General features: G+C 72.0%; 17 protein-coding genes and 4 tRNA genes. 10 read left to right on the plus strand and 11 right to left on the minus strand.

Annotated features, from left to right (window positions below; all coding sequences use genetic code 11):
* Positions 1 to 2: 2 nt before the first annotated feature.
* The 4 genes from CP967_RS16000 to CP967_RS16020 form a co-directional block, all read right to left on the minus strand.
* On the minus strand, positions 3 to 2,252 hold the full coding sequence (locus tag CP967_RS16000; protein WP_190175171.1) for a DEAD/DEAH box helicase: 2,250 nt from the start codon (positions 2,250 to 2,252) through the stop codon (positions 3 to 5).
* Between the two features lie 1,062 nt (positions 2,253 to 3,314).
* On the minus strand, positions 3,315 to 3,689 hold the full coding sequence (gene crcB, locus CP967_RS16010) for a fluoride efflux transporter CrcB (protein WP_150488629.1): 375 nt from the start codon (positions 3,687 to 3,689) through the stop codon (positions 3,315 to 3,317).
* Positions 3,686 to 4,198: a FluC/FEX family fluoride channel gene (locus tag CP967_RS16015; RefSeq protein WP_150488630.1), complete on the minus strand. Its 513-nt coding sequence runs from the start codon at positions 4,196 to 4,198 to the stop codon at positions 3,686 to 3,688. The genes crcB and CP967_RS16015 overlap by 4 nt, the downstream gene beginning before the upstream one ends.
* Positions 4,195 to 4,548: a metallopeptidase family protein gene (locus CP967_RS16020; RefSeq protein WP_150488631.1), complete on the minus strand. Its 354-nt coding sequence runs from the start codon at positions 4,546 to 4,548 to the stop codon at positions 4,195 to 4,197. The genes CP967_RS16015 and CP967_RS16020 overlap by 4 nt, the downstream gene beginning before the upstream one ends.
* Positions 4,549 to 4,742: 194 nt before the next feature.
* Here CP967_RS16020 and CP967_RS16025 point away from each other — a divergent pair, with 194 nt between their 5' ends.
* From CP967_RS16025 to CP967_RS16040, 4 genes are all read left to right on the plus strand, one after another.
* Positions 4,743 to 6,338 carry a metallophosphoesterase family protein gene (locus tag CP967_RS16025; RefSeq protein WP_150488632.1) on the plus strand — a complete coding sequence of 532 codons (1,596 nt, stop codon included), beginning with the start codon at positions 4,743 to 4,745 and terminating at the stop codon, positions 6,336 to 6,338.
* 80 nt (positions 6,339 to 6,418) lie between these two features.
* Positions 6,419 to 6,491, plus strand: a tRNA-Glu gene (locus CP967_RS16030).
* A gap of 39 nt (positions 6,492 to 6,530) precedes the next feature.
* A tRNA-Asp gene (locus tag CP967_RS16035) sits at positions 6,531 to 6,605 on the plus strand.
* 22 nt (positions 6,606 to 6,627) lie between these two features.
* Positions 6,628 to 6,704: transfer RNA gene (locus CP967_RS16040), tRNA-Phe, on the plus strand.
* 38 nt (positions 6,705 to 6,742) lie between these two features.
* On the opposite strand, the gene CP967_RS16045 is transcribed toward CP967_RS16040, so the two are convergent.
* The 3 genes from CP967_RS16045 to CP967_RS34660 all read right to left on the minus strand — a co-directional run bounded on the left by CP967_RS16045 (position 6,743) and on the right by CP967_RS34660 (position 8,948).
* The gene (locus CP967_RS16045) at positions 6,743 to 7,588 is read right to left on the minus strand and encodes a cytochrome c biogenesis CcdA family protein (protein WP_150488633.1); all 846 of its coding nucleotides are present in this window, start codon (positions 7,586 to 7,588) and stop codon (positions 6,743 to 6,745) included.
* On the minus strand, positions 7,585 to 8,352 hold the full coding sequence (locus tag CP967_RS16050) for a DsbA family protein (protein ID WP_150488634.1): 768 nt from the start codon (positions 8,350 to 8,352) through the stop codon (positions 7,585 to 7,587). Before CP967_RS16050 ends, CP967_RS16045 begins: the two co-directional genes overlap by 4 nt.
* A gap of 128 nt (positions 8,353 to 8,480) precedes the next feature.
* Positions 8,481 to 8,948, minus strand: coding sequence for a hypothetical protein (locus CP967_RS34660; protein WP_150488635.1), 468 nt, complete (start codon positions 8,946 to 8,948; stop codon positions 8,481 to 8,483).
* Positions 8,949 to 9,170: 222 nt separating this feature from the next.
* On the opposite strand from CP967_RS34660, the gene hrpA reads away from it, so the two are divergent.
* From hrpA to CP967_RS16070, 3 genes are all read left to right on the plus strand, one after another.
* On the plus strand, positions 9,171 to 13,106 hold the full coding sequence (gene hrpA, locus CP967_RS16060; RefSeq protein WP_150488636.1) for an ATP-dependent RNA helicase HrpA: 3,936 nt from the start codon (positions 9,171 to 9,173) through the stop codon (positions 13,104 to 13,106).
* 113 nt (positions 13,107 to 13,219) lie between these two features.
* Positions 13,220 to 13,294: transfer RNA gene (locus CP967_RS16065), tRNA-Asp, on the plus strand.
* A gap of 143 nt (positions 13,295 to 13,437) precedes the next feature.
* Entirely contained in the window at positions 13,438 to 13,749 is a 312-nt protein-coding gene (locus tag CP967_RS16070; RefSeq protein WP_150488637.1) for a DUF6274 family protein, read from the plus strand.
* A 632-nt stretch (positions 13,750 to 14,381) separates the two neighbouring features.
* Here the strand turns inward: CP967_RS16070 and bldC are convergent.
* On the minus strand, positions 14,382 to 14,588 hold the full coding sequence (gene bldC / locus CP967_RS16075) for a developmental transcriptional regulator BldC (RefSeq protein ID WP_003949541.1): 207 nt from the start codon (positions 14,586 to 14,588) through the stop codon (positions 14,382 to 14,384).
* 698 nt (positions 14,589 to 15,286) lie between these two features.
* Complete coding sequence (locus CP967_RS16080) at positions 15,287 to 16,129, minus strand: DUF8083 family protein (protein ID WP_150488638.1); 843 nt, start codon at positions 16,127 to 16,129, stop codon at positions 15,287 to 15,289.
* A gap of 175 nt (positions 16,130 to 16,304) precedes the next feature.
* On the opposite strand from CP967_RS16080, the gene CP967_RS16085 reads away from it, so the two are divergent.
* Both CP967_RS16085 and CP967_RS16090 read left to right on the plus strand, forming a co-directional pair.
* Positions 16,305 to 17,387, plus strand: a complete 1,083-nt coding sequence (locus CP967_RS16085; protein WP_150488639.1) for a Leu/Phe/Val dehydrogenase — start codon at positions 16,305 to 16,307, stop codon at positions 17,385 to 17,387.
* A 322-nt stretch (positions 17,388 to 17,709) separates the two neighbouring features.
* On the plus strand, positions 17,710 to 17,958 hold the full coding sequence (locus CP967_RS16090; RefSeq protein WP_150488640.1) for a DUF3073 domain-containing protein: 249 nt from the start codon (positions 17,710 to 17,712) through the stop codon (positions 17,956 to 17,958).
* A 155-nt stretch (positions 17,959 to 18,113) separates the two neighbouring features.
* Here CP967_RS16090 and purM read toward each other — a convergent pair whose 3' ends face one another.
* Both purM and purF read right to left on the minus strand, forming a co-directional pair.
* Positions 18,114 to 19,187 carry a phosphoribosylformylglycinamidine cyclo-ligase gene (gene purM / locus CP967_RS16095; RefSeq protein WP_150488641.1) on the minus strand — a complete coding sequence of 358 codons (1,074 nt, stop codon included), beginning with the start codon at positions 19,185 to 19,187 and terminating at the stop codon, positions 18,114 to 18,116.
* A 60-nt stretch (positions 19,188 to 19,247) separates the two neighbouring features.
* Positions 19,248 to 20,774: an amidophosphoribosyltransferase gene (gene purF, locus CP967_RS16100; RefSeq protein ID WP_150488642.1), complete on the minus strand. Its 1,527-nt coding sequence runs from the start codon at positions 20,772 to 20,774 to the stop codon at positions 19,248 to 19,250.
* A 481-nt stretch (positions 20,775 to 21,255) separates the two neighbouring features.
* Between purF and CP967_RS35220 the strand changes: the two genes are divergently transcribed.
* Complete coding sequence (locus tag CP967_RS35220) at positions 21,256 to 21,348, plus strand: putative leader peptide (protein WP_341874672.1); 93 nt, start codon at positions 21,256 to 21,258, stop codon at positions 21,346 to 21,348.
* The last annotated feature ends 82 nt before the right edge of the window (positions 21,349 to 21,430 follow it).

The following is a 21,430-nucleotide window of genomic DNA, read 5'->3' on the forward strand; positions in this document are numbered from 1 at the left end:
GGTCAGCCGTTGCGCTTCCAGCGCGGCTTGTCGTCGCGGCGGCCGAAGGAACCGGTGCTGGTACCGGTGCCGGTGCCACCGCGGTGGTCGTCACGGCGGCCGGTCGGACGGTCGCTGCCGCCGGAGCGGTAGCCACCGGCCGGACGGTCGTCACGGCGGTCGCGGTTGAACGGGCGGTCGCCGCCGCCGGAGCGGTAGCCACCGGCCGGACGGTCGTCACGGCGGTCGCGGTTGAACGACGGGCGGTCGTTGTCCCGGCGCTCGAAGGAACGGCCGCCACGGTCGTCACGACGGTCGCCGCCCGAGCGGAAACCACCCGAGGGACGGTCGTCACGGCGGTCACGGAACGCCGGACGGTCGTTGTCCCGGCGCTCGAAGGAACGGCCGCCACGGTCGTCACGACGGTCGCCGCCCGAGCGGAAACCACCCGAGGGACGGTCGTCACGGCGGTCACGGAACGCCGGACGGTCGTTGTCCCGGCGCTCGAAGGAACGGCCGCCACGGTCGTCACGACGGTCGTCGCGGCGCTCGAAGGAACGGCCGCCGCGGTCGTTGCCGCCACGGGGCGCGCCCCGGTCGTCACGGCGTCCGAAGTTGCCCCGGTCGTCGCGACGGTCGTCACGCGCGGCCGGCTGCTCCGGGACGGACACGGCGGCCAGCAGCGCGGCCTCGGCCTCGGCGGCCGCCTCGGCCACCGCGGCCTCCGGGTCGTCGCCCCGCTCGCGGGCGGCACGGGCGACCAGGCGGTCGGCCTCCTCGCGCAGCTCCACGGCACGGCGCTGCACGCGCTCCAGCTGCTTGGTGAGGTCGGCGGCCTCACGCTCGGCCTGCTTGGCCGCGTTGTTCGCGGAGTCGGCCTGGACCTCGGTCAGCGAACGGGCGCCGGTGATCTCGGCGACCTCCGGCTCGAAGACGCCCGCGCCCTGCACGATGTGACGCGAGGCGTCGACGCCCGCGTCCTCCATCAGGCGGAAGATCTGACGGCGCTGGTGCGGCAGCGCCAGCGAGACGACGACACCGGACCGGCCGGCACGGGCCGTGCGGCCCGAGCGGTGCAGGTAGTCCTTGTGGTCGCCGGCCGGGTCCACGTTCAGCACCAGGTCGATGCCGTCGACGTGGATGCCCCGGGCGGCGACGTCGGTGGCGACCAGGGCGTTGACGTAGCCCTTCTTGAAGTCCTCCAGGACGCGGGTGCGGGCACCCTGCGTCATCCCGCCGTGCAGCGCGTCCGCCTTCACACCGGACTCGATGAGCTGCTCGGCGATACGGTCGGCGCCCAGCTGGGTGCGGACGAAGATGATCGTGCGGCCCTTGCGGGCGGCGATCGCGGCCGTGACGGGCGCCTTGTCCTTCGGCTTCACGACGAGGACGTGGTGGGACATCGTGGTGACGTTGCCCTGGGCGCTGTCGACCTCGTGGCTGACCGGGTCCTTCAGGTAGCGCTTGACCAGCGTGCCGATCTCGTTCTCCATCGTCGCGGAGAAGAGCATGCGCTGGCCGCCGGCCGGGACCTGGTCGAGCAGCTCGGTGACCTCGGGCAGGAAGCCCAGGTCGGACATCTGGTCGGCCTCGTCGAGGACCGCGACCTGGACGTCCTCCAGGGAGCAGGCGCCGCGGTTGATGATGTCGCGCAGACGGCCCGGGGTGGCGACCAGGATGTCGACACCGCGTTCCAGGGCGTAGATCTGGTTGCCCATCGACGTACCGCCGCAGACGACCTTCATCTTCAGGCCGAGCACGTCGCCGTACGGCTGGAGGGCGTCCGCGACCTGCATCGCGAGCTCGCGGGTCGGGGTGAGGATGACCGCGCGGGGCTTCTTCTTCTCGGTACGGCCGCCGGACAGGGCGGACAGGGTCGGCAGACCGAAGGAGAGGGTCTTGCCGGAGCCCGTGCGGCCGCGGCCCAGGATGTCCTTGCCGGCCAGGGCGTCCGGGATGGTCGCGGCCTGGATCGGGAAGGGGGTCGTGACGCCGTTCTGCGCCAGCTTGCGGACGATGCCCTCGGGCAGTCCGAGCGAGGCGAAGGTGACGGACGGCTCGTCGTCCTCGGCGGCGGAGTCCGCGGCCTCGGCGTCCTCGGTGTCCACGTCACCGGCGGGAGCCTCGACGGACGCGGGGGCCTCAGGAGCCTCGGCCACGACGGCCTCGGTCACGACAGCGGTCTCGACGGCCTCGGTCACGGCGGCCTCGTCGTTCTCGACGAGTTCGGCGTTCTCAGGCATGACGGTGCGGTCAGAACTGGAAATTGACATGCGAAATGCGAAACCTTCCGGAGTCTCGGCACGCGCCCGTAACTCCGTGATTCGCAATTTCGACCGCCTCAATGCGGTCCAGCCACGGCAAGGGAGAGTACGCGCCACACGGCGCGCTTCTGTTTCGGCGCCGGGCAATGGGATCAAACGATCTACTACCATACGCACTCTCCCCCGCTTTGCGCAAACCGGCCCCCGGTGAGGCCCCGCTCACACCGGCGCGACCTGCGGTGAAGCCGTCGGCGTGGGCCATTTCCGGGCCCATGAGGACGCCTCCGCCGCCTCGCCGCCCGGCGGTGCGGCCGGCGAGGCCGAAGGCGGCTCGGGCGGCTGGGCCGGTGCGGACGGTTCGGGCTCCGGAGCGGGCGGCGCCGGCTCCGGTACCTCCGGCGCCGGTTCCGGCTCGCTGGGGGCCGGCGGACCGGGCACGGGCCCAGGGGCGGGCGGCTCCCCGTCCGGAACCGGCAGGGACGCACCGGGGCGGGGCTCCGGACGGGCCTCGTCCGGGGCGGGTGACGGGTCCGGGTGCTTCGCGCCGGGCTCCGCCGCCCGCGAGGACCCCTGCGGTTCGTTCTGGGCGTGGACGCGTCCGCCGCCGGGGCCGGACCGCCCGGTTCCACGCACGGTCCCGCCCTCCGGCGGAGCCGACCGCCCCTCCTGTGCCGCAGGACGCTCCGGGGCCGGCTCCGCGGCGTCGTCGCCGACGCTCATACAGCCGGTGGACGCGGCGATCGTCAGCGCGGTGACGGCTGCCCGACGGACGCGGGTGGACAACTGGCGCACAGGTGGCACCTCCGGAGCAGAGGGTCGGCGGGGAACCGGCCGACGGGGGCGGCGGGGCCGGCGAAAGACCCGGTGAGGCGGCTACGGGACCGCGCCGCCGTGAGTGGCGATGTGTCCAACTCCCCCGCCCCTGCCGGGGACACGCCCGGACACAACTCCCGCACACCCGCCTTTGCCGGCCGGGCCCGCACGCCCTCGGACCGCTCGGACACCGCTCGGGCTCCCTCGGACGCTCTCAGGCCCTCTCGGCCGCCGGGGCCGTCCGCCGGCCGTGCGCCCTCAGACCCCGGATCCGCCCGCCAGCTCCGCGCCCAGGAACACCGCGCCGAGCCCCGCCAGCAGGGATGCCAGCACATTGGCCGCCGCCAGGAAGCCGCGCCCCGACTCCGCCAGGCGCAGGGTCTCGTAGGAGAAGGTCGAGTACGTGGTCAGCGCCCCGCACAGCCCCGTGCCCAGCAGGGCGTACGCGGGACCGGAGACCGCGGCCCCGGTCAGCACGCCCAGGAGCAGGCTGCCGACGGCGTTCACCGTGAAGGTGCCCCACGGGAACACGTACGGCAGCCCGGCACCGTGCCGCGCCTGCACCGCCCGGTCCGTCAGGTAACGCAAGGGCGCGCCGACGGCGCCTCCGACCATCACCAGCAACCAGTTCACGCCCCCGGCGCTCCTTCGCGCCCCCGGGCCCGCCGGTGCCCGTCCACCAGGGCCCGCGTCCCCGCGGCCGCTCCTCCCACCGCGCCGAGCGCCGCCACGGCCGTGACCGCCGCGTACGCCATGGCCGTCACCGCCTCCTGACGGGCCAGCAGCTCCGACACGCCGGCGGCGTACGTCGAGAACGTGGTGAACCCGCCGAGCACCCCGACCCCCAGGAACGGACTCGCCAGCGGATGCGTCACGGCCTCCCGCTCGGCGACGAGCACCATCAGCACCCCGATCAGGGCGCACCCCAGGGCGTTGACCGCGAGCACCGCCCAGGGGAAGCCGCCCTCTCCGGCCGGCCAGGCGAGCGTGATCGCGTACCGGGCCGTGGCACCCAGCGCGCCGCCCGCCGCGACGGCCCCGAGCACCCGCCATCGGCCGGCTCCGGCGGCCCCGGGGCGCCGCGCGGGCACGAAGAGGCCGTCGGCGGGCCCTTCACCGGGCGGGGGGCGCCTCGCGCTCACCCGTAGCCCAGTTCGTGCAGCCGCTCGTCGTCGATGCCGAAGTGGTGGGCGATCTCGTGGACCACCGTGATCTCCGTCTCGGCGACGACGTCCTCACGGGTCTTGCACATCCGCAGGGTCGGGCCCCGGTAGACGGTGATCCGGTCGGGCAGCACGCCCGCGTACCACTCACCCCGCTCGGTGAGCGGGGTTCCTTCGTAGAGGCCGAGCAGGTCGCGGTCCTCCGGGTCCTGCGGTTCCTCCTCCACGAACACCGCGACGTTGTCCATCAGCCGCATCAGCTCCGGCGGGACCCGGTCAAGAGCCAGGCTCACCAGCTCTTCGAACTCCTCGCGCGTCATCTCCAGCACCCCGCCATTGTCACGTACGCCCGGCCCGGCGGGGGCGGTCCGGCGGGGACGGCCTGACGTGGGCGGCCGGGCGGGGACGGCCTGAGGCGCGCGGCCCGGTGGGGACGGCCCGGCGCAGGCCGGTCCTCCCCCGCCCGGCCGACGCGGCTGCGCCCGCTCGCATGTCCGGCCGGCGTACGGGGCATACGCGCCCAATGGTCCGAGTCCCGTTCCGTGCCGCGGCGTCCCGCCTCCGGCGCCGCCCCCGCCCCGCGGGCCCCACGGGCCCGCTCCGCGCCACCGCCTCACGGCCCTGGGTCCGCGTGCCGGTGCTGCTGCTGGTCGTGGTGGCGGGGGCCTGGCTCGGCCTGCTGGTCGTGGGCAGTGTGCGCGCGCCGGTGGGCCCGATGGACACGACCATGACCCTGCGCCCCTCGGTGAGCGGCGGTACCAAGATCAACGTCTCTCCGCTGGGCGCCCTGCGGCTGGACTCGCACATCGCCCCGGTGCGGCTCGACGTGGACGTCGACCAACTGGACCCGGAACGCTCCCAGGCGCTGGTCAAGCACCCCGAGCGCCTCTCCGGGCTCCAGGACGAGGTGACCGGTGACGTCGCCGCCGGCGCCCGCGAGCTGGCCCTCCGCTCCTGTGTGGCCGTCGTCACCGGTGCCACCGCGCTCGGCCTCGTGGTCTACCGCCGCCCCCGCCGCGCCCTGGCCGCCGGCGGGCTCGCCCTGGCCCTGCTGGCCGCCTCCGGGGTCAGCGCGTACGCCACCTGGAACCCCAAGTCCGTGCTGGAGCCGAAATTCTCCGGGCTGCTCTCCAGCGCCCCCTCCGTCGTCGGTGACGCCCGTTCCATCGTCACGGACTTCGACGTCTACCAGCAGGAGCTCGCCCGCCTCGTCACCAACGTGACCAAGCTGTACGACGCCACCTCGACGCTCCCCGTCTACCGGCCCGACCCGGCGACCATCCGGGCCCTGCACGTCTCCGACATCCACCTCAACCCGGCCGCCTGGCACATCATCGCCTCGCTGGTGGAGCAGTACGGGATCGACGTGATCATCGACTCCGGCGACACCATGGACCACGGCACGGCCGCCGAGAACGGCTTCCTGGACCCGGCCGCCGACCTCGGCGCCCCCTATGTGTGGGTACGCGGCAACCACGACTCCGCGGTCACCCAGGCATATCTGGCGAAGCTGAGGAACGTGCACGTGCTGGACGAGGGCGGGGCCGTGGACGTCGCCGGGCTGCGGGTGGCCGGCACCGGGGACCCGCAGTTCACCCCGGACCGCTCGCGTCCCACCGGCGGCAAGGCGTCCGAGCGGCTGGCGGGCATGCGGCTGGCCTCCGCGCTGCGCGACCAGCGGCGCGCGGGCACCCCCGTGGACATCGCGGTGGCCCACGACCCGAACGCGGCGCGGGAGACCGACGGAACGGTTCCCCTGGTGCTGGCCGGGCACGTCCACCACCGGGTGAACGAACTGCTGCCGCTGGGCACCCGGCTGAAGGTCGAGGGCTCCACCGGCGGCGGCGGGCTGCGCGCCGTGCAGAACGAGAAGCCGGAGAAGGTGCACGCCTCGGTGCTCTACCTGGACCGCACCACCCGGCACCTGCAGGCCTGGGACGAGATCACCCTGGGCGGGCTCGGTCTGACGACGGCCGAGGTCAGCCGCCACCTCCCGGAGGAGAACCTGGAGGAGCCCGAGGGGGGCCCGGAGGGAAAACCCAAGGAGAAAACCGAAGAAAAAGGCGATGATCCGGACAAAGAACCGGCGTCCTCGCCTCCCCCCACGCCGTCCCCGTAAACCGTTTTGGCGATAGCTCACCGCATCCCATATGCTTCTGACGTCCCCGACGCGCTGGGAAGCGCGCAGGTGGGCCCTTAGCCCTCATCGTCTAGTGGCCCAGGACGCCGCCCTTTCAAGGCGGTAGCACGGGTTCGAATCCCGTTGGGGGCACGCTTTACCGTGTGCGAGACTTGTTCTCGCACATAGCTTGGTCCTGTGGAGCAGTTTGGAGTGCTCGCCACCCTGTCAAGGTGGAGGCCGCGGGTTCAAATCCCGTCAGGACCGCTTGCAGCCCCAGCGGCTGCGTGGCTGGGTAGCTCAGTTGGTACGAGCGATCGCCTGAAAAGCGATAGGTCGCCGGTTCGATCCCGGCCCCAGCCACCACCCGAAGGCCCCGTCCGGTGGACGGGGCCTTCGCCGTGTCAGGCCGCCTCCTCCGGCTTCCGCCCGGCGCGCCGCCGCCACACGCGCACCCCGGTGACCAGTGCCCCCGCCACCGCCACGGCCACCAGCGCGGTCGCGTCCGGCACCCGCTCCCCGAGGTCGCGGCCCCACTGCTCGACGGCGAACGACTGGTCCACGCCCAGGAGTCCGGGCAGCGCGGTCGTGCCGTCGTACACGAGGAAGAGCGTCCCGAGCGCGATGAAGAACAGCCCGGACAGCAGCGAGTTGGTGTGCAGCCGGAACCGGCCCGCCTTGAGGGTCCGGCCGCGCAGCCAGGCACGGCGGCCGAGGTCGAAGCGTTCCCAGAGCAGGGCCAGGACGAAGAGCGGGACGGCCATGCCCAGGGCGTAGACGGCGAGCAGCAGTCCGCCGTAGGCGGGGCTGCCGCTGACGGCCGCGACGGTCAGGACACTGCCGAGGATCGGGCCCGCGCAGAAGCCGGCGAGCCCGTAGACCGCGCCCAGGGCGTAGACGGAGAACGCGGTGGTCGGGCGGATGCGGCCGCTGATCCCGGCGATCCGGCGGGACGCGAAGCCCAGGCCGGCGATCTGGGCGGCGCCGAGGGCGATGATCAGCCATCCCGCGCCGAGGACCAGCGCGTCGCGGTGCCCGTAGAACAGCCGTCCGGCGTACGAACCGGCCGCGCCCAGCGGGACGAGCGTGGTGGCCAGCCCGGCGTAGAAGATGCCCGTGCGGGCCAGCAGCCGGGAGGCGGTGTCCAGCGAGTAGGCGAAGAAGGCCGGGAGCAGCAGGGCGCTGCACGGGCTGACCAGGGCGAGCAGGCCGCCGAGGAAGGCGGCGAAGTAGCCGATCTGGGAGGTCATTCGGCCCGCTCCCCGGCGTCCTCGCCCGCGCTTCCCACACCTGCGGCCTCGGCCGCCGCGGCCTCGATGGCCCGGGTGAAGACGGCCGCGGGCTGGGCACCGGCGACGGGGCGCCCGTTGATGAGGAAGGAGGGGGTGGAGGTGGCTCCGATCGAGTAGGCCTCCTCCTGGTCGGCGGCGACCGCTTCGCCGGCGGCCTCGCTCCCGGCGTCACGGGTGAAGCGGTCGAGGTCCTTCACCCCGGCCTGCCGGGCGAGCTCCCTGAGCCGGTCCTCCCCGAAGCCCTTCTCCTTGGCGTCCTCGGCGTAGGCGGCGCGGTGGAAGGCCCAGAAGCGGTCCTGCTGTCCGGCGGCCCAGGAGGCGCGGGCGGCGGCCTCGGACTCCTCGCCGAAGATCGGGAAGTTGCGCCACTCGATGCGCAGGGTGCCCGCGTCGACGTACTTCTCGATCAGACCGGGTTCGGTGTCGCGGGCGAACTTGCCGCAGTAGCCGCACTTGAAGTCGGCGTACTCGATGAGGACGACGGGGGCGTCCGGGCGGCCCAGGGCCAGCCCGTCCCCCGCGTCGCGGCGGGCGAGCTCCGCGAGTCCGGGGTAGGCGCCGGGGTCCTGTCCGGTGGCCGCGCTGACGGCCGGGGCGTCGGAGGGGGAGCCGTCGGGGGCGGTGGCCCGGTAGGAGACGAAGCCGAGCAGCCCGGCGGCGAGGGCGACGACGGCGCCGAAGGCGACCGGCTTCCGGTACGGGGATCGGGTGGGCGTGGGCATGCGTGTCTCCGTGCTGGTACGGGTCCCCGGGGCCGCCGTGGGACGGCCGGGGAGGAAGGGAGGGGGAGAGCGGGGCGGGGGCGCGGAGCCGCCCGGGATCTGCGGGGGCGGCTCGGGGCGGACAGGCCCTACACCCTCAGCACGGAGAGCTCGACGGGTGTGGGCGCGGCGTTGCGGCTTCCGGGCCGGACGACGGGAGCCGGCACCGGCGCGGGTCCGCGGCCGGCGGCCACGACCGGGACCGGCGCGAGCCAGCCGGGCCCCTGGTCGTGCGGCGGGCGGTTCCGCGCGGGCAGCGCGGGGTCGGCTCCGGTCCGGTCCCGGTCCCGCCCGCAGCCGGGTGCGCCCGTGTCGTGGGGTGCCGCCACCACGGGCCCGGCGGCCCAGGACACGGCGGCCCCGGACACGGGTGCGCCGGCCGCCGTCCGAGGAGCGGGGGCCTGGCGGGAGACCGGTCCGGCGCCCGCGGCGAGGGCCGGGCCCAGGGCCTGCACGGCCGCCGCTCCCCGCGTCTGCGCGCCGCCCGTGATCACCGTCGGCAGTCCCAGGACGACCGCGAGAACGGCCAGCAGGCAGCACCACCGCGCACGGGACACGGGCCGCCCTCCCTGGCTCGGGTGATCAGTTGCCCGAAATGGTACGTGCTGTGGTCTCGCGGGCCCCTCCGGTGGCCGGAGGGGCGCGTTCCGGTCACCGGAGCCGTGCCGTTCCCGGTTCCTCCGGTCGTGTGACGCGCGGCGGGCGGGCGGGCCGCGTGACGGAGCCCGCGTGAAATGGGTTCGCCACTCCTCGTACCCGGGTGAGATCCTGGGGTCCGTATGTCTACTTCCTTCGCCGATCTCCAGTCACAGCTCGGGCAGCTCTCGCTCCGCGACGCGCACCGGCTCGGCCGCCGGCTCGAGGGTGCCCGCCGCATCCGCAAGCCCGAGGCCCGCCGGTCCGTGCTGGAGGAGATCTCCGCCGAGGCCGCCACGGCAGCCGCGCGGCTCGCGGAGCGTGCCGCGCGCGTGCCCGCCCTGTCGTATCCCGAACAGCTCCCGGTCAGCCAGAAGAAGGACGAGATCCTCCAGGCGATACGCGACCACCAGGTGGTGATCGTCGCCGGTGAGACCGGGTCCGGGAAGACCACGCAGATCCCCAAGATCTGCATGGAGCTCGGGCGCGGGGTCCGGGGCATGATCGGGCACACCCAGCCGCGCCGGATCGCGGCCCGTACGGTCGCCGAACGCGTCGCGGACGAGCTGAGGACCCCGCTCGGCGAGGCCGTCGGCTGGAAGGTGCGCTTCACCGACCAGGTGAACCCCGACGCGACGTTCGTGAAGCTGATGACGGACGGCATCCTGCTCGCCGAGATCCAGACGGACCGCGAGCTGCTCGCCTACGACACGATCATCATCGACGAGGCCCACGAGCGGTCGCTGAACATCGACTTCCTGCTGGGCTACCTGGCCCGGCTGCTGCCGAAGCGCCCCGATCTGAAGGTCGTCGTCACCTCGGCGACCATCGACCCGGAGCGCTTCGCCCGGCACTTCGGCGACGCCCCGATCGTGGAGGTCAGCGGGCGCACGTACCCGGTCGAGGTGCGCTACCGCCCCCTCCTGGAGGAGGACGGCCAGGACTCCGACCGCGACCAGATCACCGCGATCTGCGACGCCGTGGACGAACTCGGCCGCGAGGCCCCGGGGGACGTCCTGGTCTTCCTCTCCGGCGAGCGGGAGATCCGCGACACGGCGGACGCGCTGAACAAGCGCAGCCTCAAGCACACCGAGGTCCTCCCGCTGTACGCGCGCCTCTCGCACGCCGAGCAGCACCGGGTGTTCCAGCGCCACACCGGGCGCAGGATCGTTCTGGCGACCAATGTCGCCGAGACCTCGCTGACCGTCCCCGGCATCAAGTACGTCATCGACCCGGGTACCGCGCGCATCTCCCGCTACAGCCACCGCACCAAGGTCCAGCGGCTGCCGATCGAGCCGGTCTCCCAGGCCAGCGCCAACCAGCGCAAGGGCCGCTGCGGCCGTACCTCGGACGGAATCTGCGTCCGGCTGTACTCCGAGGACGACTTCCTGGCCCGCCCGGAGTTCACCGACCCGGAGATCCTGCGGACGAACCTGGCCTCCGTCATCCTGCAGATGACCGCGGCGGGCCTCGGCGACATCGAGAAGTTCCCCTTCATCGATCCGCCGGACCACCGCAACATCCGCGACGGCATCCAGCTGCTCCAGGAACTGGGCGCGCTGGACCAGGCGGAGAAGTCCCCCCAGGAGGGCAGGCGGGCACAGCGCCTCACCCCGCTGGGCCGCAAGCTCTCCCAGCTCCCGGTGGACCCGCGCCTCGCCCGCATGGTGGTGGAGGCGGACCGCAACGGCTGCGTCCGCGAGGTGATGGTGATCGCCGCGGCGCTCTCCATCCAGGACCCGCGCGAACGGCCCGCCGACAAGCAGACCCAGGCCGACCAGCACCACGCCCGCTTCAAGGACGAGACGTCCGACTTCCTGGCGTTCCTGAACCTGTGGCGCTACATCCGTGAGCAGCAGAAGGAGCGCGGTTCCTCCAGCTTCCGCCGGATGTGCAAGCAGGAGTACCTGAACTTCCTGCGGATCCGCGAGTGGCAGGACATCTACGCGCAGCTGCGTTCGGTGGCCCGGCAGATGGGCATCCAGCTGAACGAGGAGGACGCGCCGGAGCAGTCGGTGCACACCTCCCTGCTGGCCGGGCTGCTGTCGCACATCGGGCTGAAGGACACCGAGAAGAACGAGTACCTGGGCGCCCGCAACGCCAAGTTCGCGATCTTCCCCGGCTCCGCGCTGTTCAAGAAGCAGCCGCGTTTCGTGATGTCGGCGGAGCTGGTCGAGACCTCGCGGCTCTGGGCCCGGGTCAACGCGAAGGTCGAACCCGAGTGGATCGAGCCGCTCGCCCAGCACCTGCTGAAGCGCACCTACAGCGAGCCGCACTGGGAGAAGGACCAGGCCGCGGTCATGGCGTACGAGCGGGTCACGCTCTACGGGGTGCCGATCGTCGCCCAGCGCAAGATCAATTTCGGCCGGATCGACCAGGAGACCTCCCGCGACCTGTTCATCCGCAACGCCCTGGTCGAGGGGGACTGGCGCACCCACCACCAGTTCTTCCACGACAACCGCAAACTGCTCGGCGAGGTCGAGGAGCTGGAGCACCGCGCCCGGCGCCGCGACATCCTCGTGGACGACGAGACGCTCTTCGACTTCTACGACAGCCGGATCCCGGAGCACGTCGTCTCCGGCGCCCACTTCGACTCCTGGTGGAAGCACAAGCGCCGTGAGGAGCCGGACGCCCTCGACTTCGAGCGCTCCATGCTCATCAACGAGAAGGCCTCGGCCGTCACCAAGGACGACTACCCGGACTCCTGGCGGCAGGGCAGGCTGAAGTTCCGGGTGACGTACCAGTTCGAGCCCGGTGCCGACGCGGACGGTGTGACCGTCCACATCCCGCTCCAGGTCCTCAACCAGGTCACCTCCGAGGGCTTCGACTGGCAGATCCCGGGGCTGCGCGAGGAGGTCGTCACCGAGCTGATCCGCTCGCTGCCCAAGCCGGTCCGCCGGCACTACGTCCCCGCGCCGAACTACGCGACGAAGTTCCTGGACCGCGCCGTTCCGCTGCAGGAGCCGCTGCCCGCCACGCTCGCCCGTGAGCTCCAGCGGATGGTCGGGGTCCCGGTGTCCGCCGACGACTTCGACCTCTCCCGCGTACCGGACCATCTGAAGATCACGTTCCGGATCGTCGACGAGCGGCGCCGCAAGGTCGCCGAGGACAAGGACCTGGAGGCGCTGAAGCTCCGGCTGCGCCCCAAGGCCCGCCAGGCGCTCTCCAAGGCCGCCGCGGCCACCGCGGGACCGTCGGGCGAGTCCGTCGAGCGGTCGGGCCTCACCGACTGGACGATCGGCACCCTGGACCGGGTCTTCGAGACGCGGCGGGCGGGCCAGCCGGTCAAGGCCTACCCGGCCCTGGTCGACCAGGGTGACACCGTCGCCGTGCGCCTCTTCGACACCGAGGCCGAGCAGCAGCAGGCGATGTGGCGGGGCACCCGGAAGCTGATCATGCTGAACGTCCCGGTGAACCCCGCCAAGTTCGCCTCGGACAAGCTGACCAACCAGCAGAAGCTGGCCCTGTCCCGCAATCCGCACGGCTCCGTCCAGGCGCTGTTCGACGACTGCGCGACGGCGGCGGCCGACCGGCTGATCGCGGCGCACGGCGGCCCGGCCTGGGACGAGGCGTCGTTCCGGGCGCTGTACGACAAGGTGCGCGCCGACCTCGTGGAGCTGACGGTGCGCACGGTGGGCCAGGTGCAGCAGATCCTGGCGGCCTGGCAGGCGTGCGAGCGCCGGCTGAAGACCACCGGCAGCCCGGTCCTGATCAACAACGTCATGGACGTACGGGACCACCTCGCCCGCCTCGTGCCGCCCGGGTTCGTCACCGCGACCGGGCTGCGCAGGCTGCCGGACCTGATGCGCTACCTGGTCGCCGAGGACCGCCGGCTCCAGCAGATGCCGACGAACGTCCAGCGCGACACCACACGCATGGAGAAGGTCCACGAGATGCAGGACGAGTACGCCTGGCTGCTGGAGCAGCTGCCGAAGGGGCGTCCCGTGCCGCAGGAGGTCCTGGACATCCGCTGGATGATCGAGGAGCTCCGGGTGAGCTACTTCGCCCATGCCCTGGGCACCGCCCAGCCGGTCTCCGACAAGCGGATCGTCAAGGCGATCGACGCCGCGGCCCCCTGAGGACCCCTCACGGGGCCGTGACCGGCCCGGCACACAGGGTGAGTTAGACCTGGACCCGGGCCCTCCTGTACAGTCTGTCTTCGCAGCCGGACGCGAGGAAGGCAGCGAAACCTGGTCCTGTGGAGCAGTTTGGAGTGCTCGCCACCCTGTCAAGGTGGAGGCCGCGGGTTCAAATCCCGTCAGGACCGCAGTAGTCGAAGGCCCGGATCCCCTGGATCCGGGCCTTCGCGCGTCTTGACGACTCCGCCCGGCCCGGGTAACTCCGTAGGACGGAGGCCGCCCCTGTTTCCCTCGGCGGGGGGCGGCCCGGCATTCCGGGAGGTCACCTCGCATGGCCACGTCCACGGCACGGCACGAGACCCGCGCACTGCTGCGCGCCCACCTGGCGGCCGCTACCGGCTACCGCCATCTGACCCGCCACTGCCCGATCTGCTACCGCCTCCTGCGGCTCGCCCAGGAGCCGGTGACGACCCCGCAGGCTCCGCAGACTCCACGGGCCGCGGATGCCTCACGGATCCCCCAGGCCCCGGAGGCGTCACGGGCCCCGCAGGCGCCGCACGGCGCCGCACCCCTCCCACCTCACCCCGCGGGTGCCGTACGCCCCGCAGAGGGCCACCGGGACACCTCCGGGGAGCCGGCCTGACCGGAGGGCGGCACCAGAGGGTCCGCGCCCTCCCGTGCGGCGCGCGGGAGGGGCCGGAGGCCCCCGCGCACGGTGACCGAAGCCCCCGTACGACACGACCGGCAGCCGCGGCGCCCATGGATCAATAGTGGCAGTCCCGGAGTTGGACAAGAGCGCATCGGTGTGACGGGTGTCACGGAAACAGTTTTGGACACCGCGGACTTTACGCACTTCCTACAACTGGCGAATTTAATATGTGCAATTGCACTCTCCCTCCACACACACCCCGGGCCGTTCGGCCCTAGCCGGCCCACGCCCCCGCGAACGGTCCCGGGCGGGCCCCGCCCCGCACCCCGGGCCCGGGGAAAACCGACCCGTCGGCCTTGTTCCACTTCCGGCCACCACGGCGCAGGGGCGCACGCGGAGCGGCACGGCGGACGGCGCGGGCCCGGCGCCCGGGGAGCGCGGACACAAAAAAGATCGCGCTGGACCCGGCGGAGTCCAGCGCGATCGAACGACGTGTCCTGTGATCCCACAGGTGTGACGCCCGTTGGGGCAGGCGCCCGTCGGATGGAGCTGTGTGGGGGCGCCGGCGGGTTGGGGGACCCTTCGGCAGCCCGGAAACGGCTGTGGTCAGCGGCGACAGGGGTGTGTCAGGCCTCGCTGCGCTGCTGCGGGATACCCGCAAGCAGTGCGCGGACCTCTGCCTCGCGGTAACGGCGGTGTCCACCGAGCGTGCGGATGGACGTGAGCTTGCCAGCCTTCGCCCAACGGGTGACCGTCTTCGGGTCCACGCGGAACATCGTGGCGACCTCAGCCGGGGTCAGCAGCGGCTCGGCATCAGGGGTGCGAGCGGTCATGAGCGGCCTCCTCGGGAGAACCGAACCTTCTCGGTTCATTCCTCTAAATTCTGCACCTTGACCCGCGTTGCCCGATATGGCGGACGCGGGCCGAGTCGGTTATAGGACGAACGGCTTGTCCTCGGCACTACAACTACACCATCCGTCCAGCCGCGTCGGCCAAACCGATGGAATTGCCCTCCCAGGTGTTCATCAGCGACGGATGCCGATGGACCGTGCCATAGCGGACAGTCACACCCCCGTGACGATCAGTCACAGGGGTGAACAGGAGTCGCCAGAAGTCGTCAGACCCCCCATAGCGAGCAATGCAGAGCTTTCCGCCCAAAGTTGGGCGGACAGAGTCCTCCCCGGACTCCTTGTCCTATTTTGGCATGAGGAGTAGGGAACGGCGCAAGGGCCCCGTTAGTGCTATCCATCACGCTTGAGGCAAAGGCCCGGTTCGGGACGTAGGTCCTGGGTCGAGTCCTCGATCTGACGCCCCACAGATCACACGCGTCACTCAGGACTCAGGTTCACGGCTTGTCAGTTCCCGTCATGGCATCTCCGTTCACCTCCACCGCTCCGCTCCGGTCCCTCCGGAGCCTCACCGTGTCCTTGATGCCGGACACCTCATGGGTTGTCTCTTCCCTCCCGATCACAGCTCTATGCGGTGCTTATTGTCACTTCCGCGGCTTTTCCGGAGCGGGCGGTGCCCGCCGTCAGTTGGCGGACCGTCTGTCCCGTACGGCGCGCCACCGTTCGACGAGCCGGCCGTACGCGGCGCCCGCGGTCTCCGAATCGCCCTCCCGCAGGGCCGCGATGCCCTCGGCCACGTCGGCGGCCGAGCGGTCCGAGGCCAGTTCCCCGTCGCTCAGGGCGTGCACCAGCCCGCCGTAGTCCAGCTCGACCAGGGCCCGCGGGTGGAACTCCTCCAGCCAGCGGCCGACATCCACCAGCCCCTCGGTCAGCGGTCCTTCGTCGACCGTCTCCCGCAGGGTCCGCAGCGCCCGCGCGAGCCGGCGCCTCGCCTGCGCCATCGGGGTCCGGTACCGGAGGACGGGGCGGCCGCCGTCCCCGGCCGCCGCGTACTCGCGCTCCTCGTCGTCGAAGAGGACGAACCAGCGCACCGGTACATGCCACACCGTGGTCCGGATCCAGGGACGGGCGTCCGGATTCCGCATGGCCCACCGCTCGTGATCGGCGGCCGCCTGGGCCCGCACCACCGGAGGCAGGACGGCGTCCAGCACTTTGGCCGGAAACAGACCATCGAGTTCCTCCAGCGCGAGCCACCCGCGCATCCGGGTCCGCCACGGACAGACGCACACCACCCCGTCGACCTCGGCCACGAAGGCGTCCCCGCTCTCGTGCACCGGCACCGGGACCGGCGGGGTGGGGACCAAGTCCGCCAGCGAGCGCCGCAGTTCGTCCTGCGCCGTGGGAAGCGACGGGCGCGTGGCGTAGCGCGCCCAGTGGCTCCGCTCGGGCTCCGGGAAGGCGGCGAGCGGCTCATACACCCGCAGGTAGGACGTGTAGGGAACGAGCACCGAAGACACCACCGACATGCAGCAGATCGTGTCACGCCGGTACTCCGCCAGGGGGTGATCCCCGGCACCCGCCGGATTCCGCGTGTCCCGAGGACTTACGCTCTTGCCCAGCCGGGCCGGCCGTGCCGGTCGGCCCGGGGTCCTCCCCACCTTCAGGAGGGCCTCCGCCGCTTCGTTCTTGGGAGTCACCACAGTGACCGATGTGACCAACGGCGTCCTGCACACCCTGTTCCACTCGGATCAGGGGGGCCACGAGCAAGTCGTGATCTGCCAGGACCCTGCCAGCGGCCTCAAGGCCGTCATCGCCCTCCACTCCACCGCCCTGGGCCCGGCCCTCGGCGGCACCCGCTTCTACCCGTACGCCTCCGAGCAGGAGGCGGTCGCCGACGCGCTGAGGCTCTCGCGCGGCATGTCGTACAAGAACGCCCTGGCCGGCCTCGGCCACGGGGGCGGCAAGGCCGTCATCATCGGAGACCCCGACCGAATCAAGACCGACGAACTGCTCCTGGCCTACGGCCGGTTCGTGGCCTCGCTCGGCGGACGGTACGTGACGGCCTGCGACGTCGGCACCTACGTCGCCGACATGGACGTCGTCGCCCGCGAGTGCCGCTGGACCACCGGGCGCTCCCCGGAGAACGGCGGCGCGGGCGACTCCTCGGTGCTGACGGCGTTCGGCGTCTTCCAGGGCATGCGGGCCAGCGCCCAGCACCTGTGGGGCGACCCGACCCTGCGGGGGCGCAAGGTCGGTGTCGCCGGCGTCGGCAAGGTCGGCCACCACCTCGTCCGGCACCTGCTCGACGACGGGGCCGAGGTCGTCGTCACCGATGTCCGCGAGGAGTCCGTACGCCGCGTGACCGACCTGCACCCCGAGGTCTCGGTCGCCGCCGACACGGACGCCCTGATCCGCACCGAAGGGCTCGACATCTACGCCCCGTGCGCGCTCGGCGGCGCCCTCGACGACACGACCGTGCCGGTGCTCACCGCGCGGGTGGTGTGCGGCGCCGCCAACAACCAGCTCGCGCACCCGGGGGTGGAGAAGGACCTGGCCGACCGGTCGATCCTGTACGCACCCGACTACGTGGTGAACGCGGGCGGCGTGATCCAGGTCGCGGACGAGCTGCACGGTTTCGACTTCGACCGGTGCAAGGCGAAGGCGGCGCGGATCTTCGACACCACGCTGGCCATCTTCGCACGTGCGAAGAGTGATGGGATCCCGCCGGCCGCGGCGGCCGACCGGATCGCCGAACAGCGCATGGCGGACGCCCGCCGGGGCTGACCGGCGGCCCGGGGCGCTCCCGTGACGGCCCGGACCCACGGCGGGTCCGGCGGGCCGTCAGGGGGCGCCCCGGGGAGACAAGACTCACTCCGGTCGGCGGACCGGCCGTCCGCAAGAGGTTAAAATCGGCCTTGACCAGCGAGGACATGCTTCTCGGCGATCCCGTGAACAGGCGCGCACCGCGGGCGGCGTACCGTATGGCCGACGGAGCAGGTACCGTTGAAGTCATAGGCACGGTCTCTCAGCCGAGAGTCCGTCCTGAAATATGAACGCGTGTCAAGACTCTGGGGCCGTCGAGCCCCGTCACCGAGGGGGTCGAGCCATGGGGCGCGGCCGGGCAAAGGCCAAGCAGGCAAAGGTCGCCCGCCAGCTGAAGTACAGCACCGGCGGGACTGACCTGTCGCGTCTGGCTCATGAGCTGGGCGCATCGACTTCGAGTCAACCACCGAACGCCAAGCCGTTCGAGGATGACGACGAGGAAGACCCGTACGCACGGTACGCGGATCTGTACAACGACGACGCGGACGAGGACGAACAGTCCGGTCCGTCGTCACAGCGTCGCGGCGCTTGACCTCGCGCTGACACATCAACCCGGTCCGGGCCCGCCCGGACCGGGTTCTGTGCTGTCCGGATCTCCGGGTTCCGTGCCGCCCGGGTCTTGTCCGCCCGGGCGGGGCGGTACCGGGCCCGGTGGGGTACCGGGCCCGGTGCCGGACCGTCGTCCCGCTAGCGTGCGTAGCTTCCGGTCAGCGCCGCGCCGGTGGTGTGGTCACCGCGCTCGGTGATCTCGCCCGCGACCCACGCCTCCACGCCCCGGTCCGCCAGCGTGGTGAGCGCCGCGTCCACCGAGTCGGCCGGGACGATCGCGATCATCCCGACACCCATGTTGAGCGTCTTCTCCAGTTCCAGCTGCTCGACCTGCCCGGTCCTGCCGACCAGCTCGAAGACCGCCCCGGGCGTCCAGGTGGACCGGTCGACCGTGGCGTGCAGGGCGTCCGGCACGACGCGGGCCAGGTTGCTGGCGAGGCCGCCGCCGGTGACGTGGCTGAAGCCGTGCACCTCGGTCGTACGGGTCAGCGCGAGGCAGTCCAGGGAGTAGATCCGGGTGGGCTCCAGGAGCTCCTCCCCCAGCGTCCTGCCGAACTCCTCGACCTGCCGGTCCAGGGACCAGCCGGCCCGGTCGAAGACCACGTGCCGCACCAGCGAGTACCCGTTCGAGTGAAGCCCGGACGACGCCATGGCGATCACCACGTCACCCTTGCGGATACGGTCCGGGCCGAGCAGCCGGTCGGCCTCGACCACACCCGTACCGGCGCCGGCCACGTCGAAGTCGTCGGGGCCCAGCAGGCCGGGGTGCTCGGCGGTCTCGCCGCCGACGAGGGCGCAGCCCGCCAGGACGCAGCCCTCGGCGATGCCCTTGACGATGGCCGCGACCCGCTCGGGGTGCACCTTGCCGACGCAGATGTAGTCGGTCATGAAGAGCGGCTCGGCGCCGCAGACGACGAGGTCGTCCACGACCATGCCCACCAGGTCGTGGCCGATGGTGTCGTAGACGCCCATCCGGCGCGCCAGGTCGACCTTGGTGCCGACGCCGTCCGTGGCGGAGGCGAGCAGCGGGCGCTCGTAGCGCTTGAGGGCCGAGGCGTCGAAGAGGCCGGCGAAGCCGCCCAGGCCGCCGAGGCCCGCGACCTCGGGGCGCTGCGTCTTCTTCACCCACTCCTTCATCAGCTCGACGGCGCGGTCACCTGCTTCGATGTCGACGCCCGCCGCCGCATAGGAAGCACCTGTTGTCTCAGACATTGCCCGGGATCTTTCGTGTCGGAATACGGGGCTGGTGGGGAGGGCGCCGGCCGGTCCGGGTCACGGACGGCGCAGCGCGTCGGCCGCCGCGGTCGCGGCGGGGCCGGCCGCCAGCTCGGTCTCCAGCAGCTGCTTGCCGAGCAGCTCCGGGTCCGGGAGCTCCATCGGGTATTCGCCGTCGAAGCAGGCGCGGCACAGGTTCGGCTTGTCGATCGTCGTCGCCTCGATCATGGAGTCGATCGAGATGTACGCGAGCGAGTCGGCGCCCATGGAGGTGCCGATCTCCTCGACGGACATGCCGTTGGCGATCAGCTCGGCACGGGTCGCGAAGTCGATGCCGAAGAAGCAGGGCCACTTCACCGGCGGGGACGAGATCCGGATGTGGATCTCCGCCGCGCCCGCCTCCCGGAGCATCCGGACCAGGGCGCGCTGGGTGTTGCCGCGGACGATCGAGTCGTCGACGACCACCAGGCGCTTGCCCTTGATGACTTCCTTGAGCGGGTTCAGCTTGAGGCGGATGCCCAGCTGGCGGATGGTCTGGGACGGCTGGATGAAGGTCCGGCCGACGTACGCGTTCTTGACCAGCCCCGCCCCGAAGGGGATACCGCTCGCCTCGGCGTAGCCGATGGCCGCGGGGGTGCCCGATTCGGGGGTCGCTATGACCAGGTCGGCGTCGGCGGGGGCTTCCGCCGCCAGCCTGCGGCCCATCTCGACCCGGGAGAGGTAGACGTTGCGTCCCGCGATGTCGGTGTCGGGACGTGCCAGGTAGACGTACTCGAAGACACAGCCCTTGGGCTTCGCTTCCGCGAATCGCGAGGTACGCAGACCGTTCTCGTCGATGGCGACGAGCTCACCGGGCTCGATCTCGCGGACGAAGCTGGCGCCGCAGATGTCGAGGGCGGCGGACTCGGAGGCCACCACCCAGCCGCGTTCCAGCCGGCCGAGGACCAGCGGGCGGATGCCCTGCGGGTCGCGGGCGGCGTAGAGGGTGTGCTCGTCCATGAAGACCAGCGAGAAGGCGCCCTTGACCCCGGGAAGCACCTTGGTGGCGGCTTCCTCGACGGTGAGCGGCTTGTCGTCGGCGTCACGCTGGCCGGCGAGCAGGGCGGTCACCAGGTCGGTGTCGTTGGTCGCGGCGACCTGGGTGGCGCGGCCGTCCTTGCGCGGAAGGTCGGCGACCATCTCGGCGAGCTGGGCCGTGTTGACCAGGTTGCCGTTGTGACCCAGGGCGATCGAGCCGTGCGCGGTGGCACGGAACGTCGGCTGCGCGTTCTCCCACACCGAGGCACCGGTGGTGGAGTAGCGGGCATGACCGACCGCGATATGGCCCTGGAGGGATCCCAGAGACGTTTCGTCGAAGACCTGCGAGACCAGTCCCATGTCCTTGAAGACCAGGATCTGGGACCCGTTGCTCACTGCGATGCCCGCGGACTCCTGTCCACGGTGCTGCAGGGCATACAGTCCGAAATAGGTGAGCTTGGCGACCTCTTCGCCCGGAGCCCAGACACCGAAGACGCCGCAAGCGTCCTGGGGGCCTTTCTCTCCGGGGAGCAGGTCGTGGTTGAGTCGTCCATCACCACGAGGCACGCCACCGAGTGTAGGGGAGATCGACCACCGGTCCGAATTGGGTGAGGGTCACTCCGGACCCGATCGGGGGCCGTGCGGAAGACCCCGGACACCGGACCGCGCGGCGTAACGGACAGCCCGAACGGTCACCCACAGTGATCATGGCGGGTGTGCGGGCGGGGCCCCGGAACGGCCGGAGGGCGCCGGACGCCCGGCGCGCGGGCGTTTTCCGGCCGGACGCCCCTGCCGCGCCTTTGTGGCGAGGGGGCCCGGTCGTGGCGCTCGGTGAGCTGGGGAGCGGGCCGGCCCGGGCCGTGGCCGAACGGCCGTTCCGTGGCGAGCCTCACACTCCCCGTCCGCGCAGCGGACGCCACGGGACCCCCGACGGGGCCGCGGTGCGGCTTCCCGCACCGTCCGGCGGGCGGTGGACCCCGCGTCCCCGCCGTCCGGATTCCGAGACCCGCGTTGACAGGCGCATGGCTCGTTGGCAGGCTCCTGCGTCATGCAGCCCCTCGGTGACCGCTCGGTCACGCTCGTGGAGCGCCGCCACGTCGATCTGGGACGTCTGGCGAGCGCCATCTGTCGCTGCGCCTGAACTCCCGCGCCTTCCGGCCTCTTCCGACGCCTTGACTCCGCGTCGCCGGGGCGCGTAAGGGTTCCTCCCGCTCCGCCGCCCA

The organism is Streptomyces nitrosporeus (assembly GCF_008704555.1).
GTDB classification, from domain to species: Bacteria; Actinomycetota; Actinomycetes; order Streptomycetales; family Streptomycetaceae; genus Streptomyces; species Streptomyces nitrosporeus.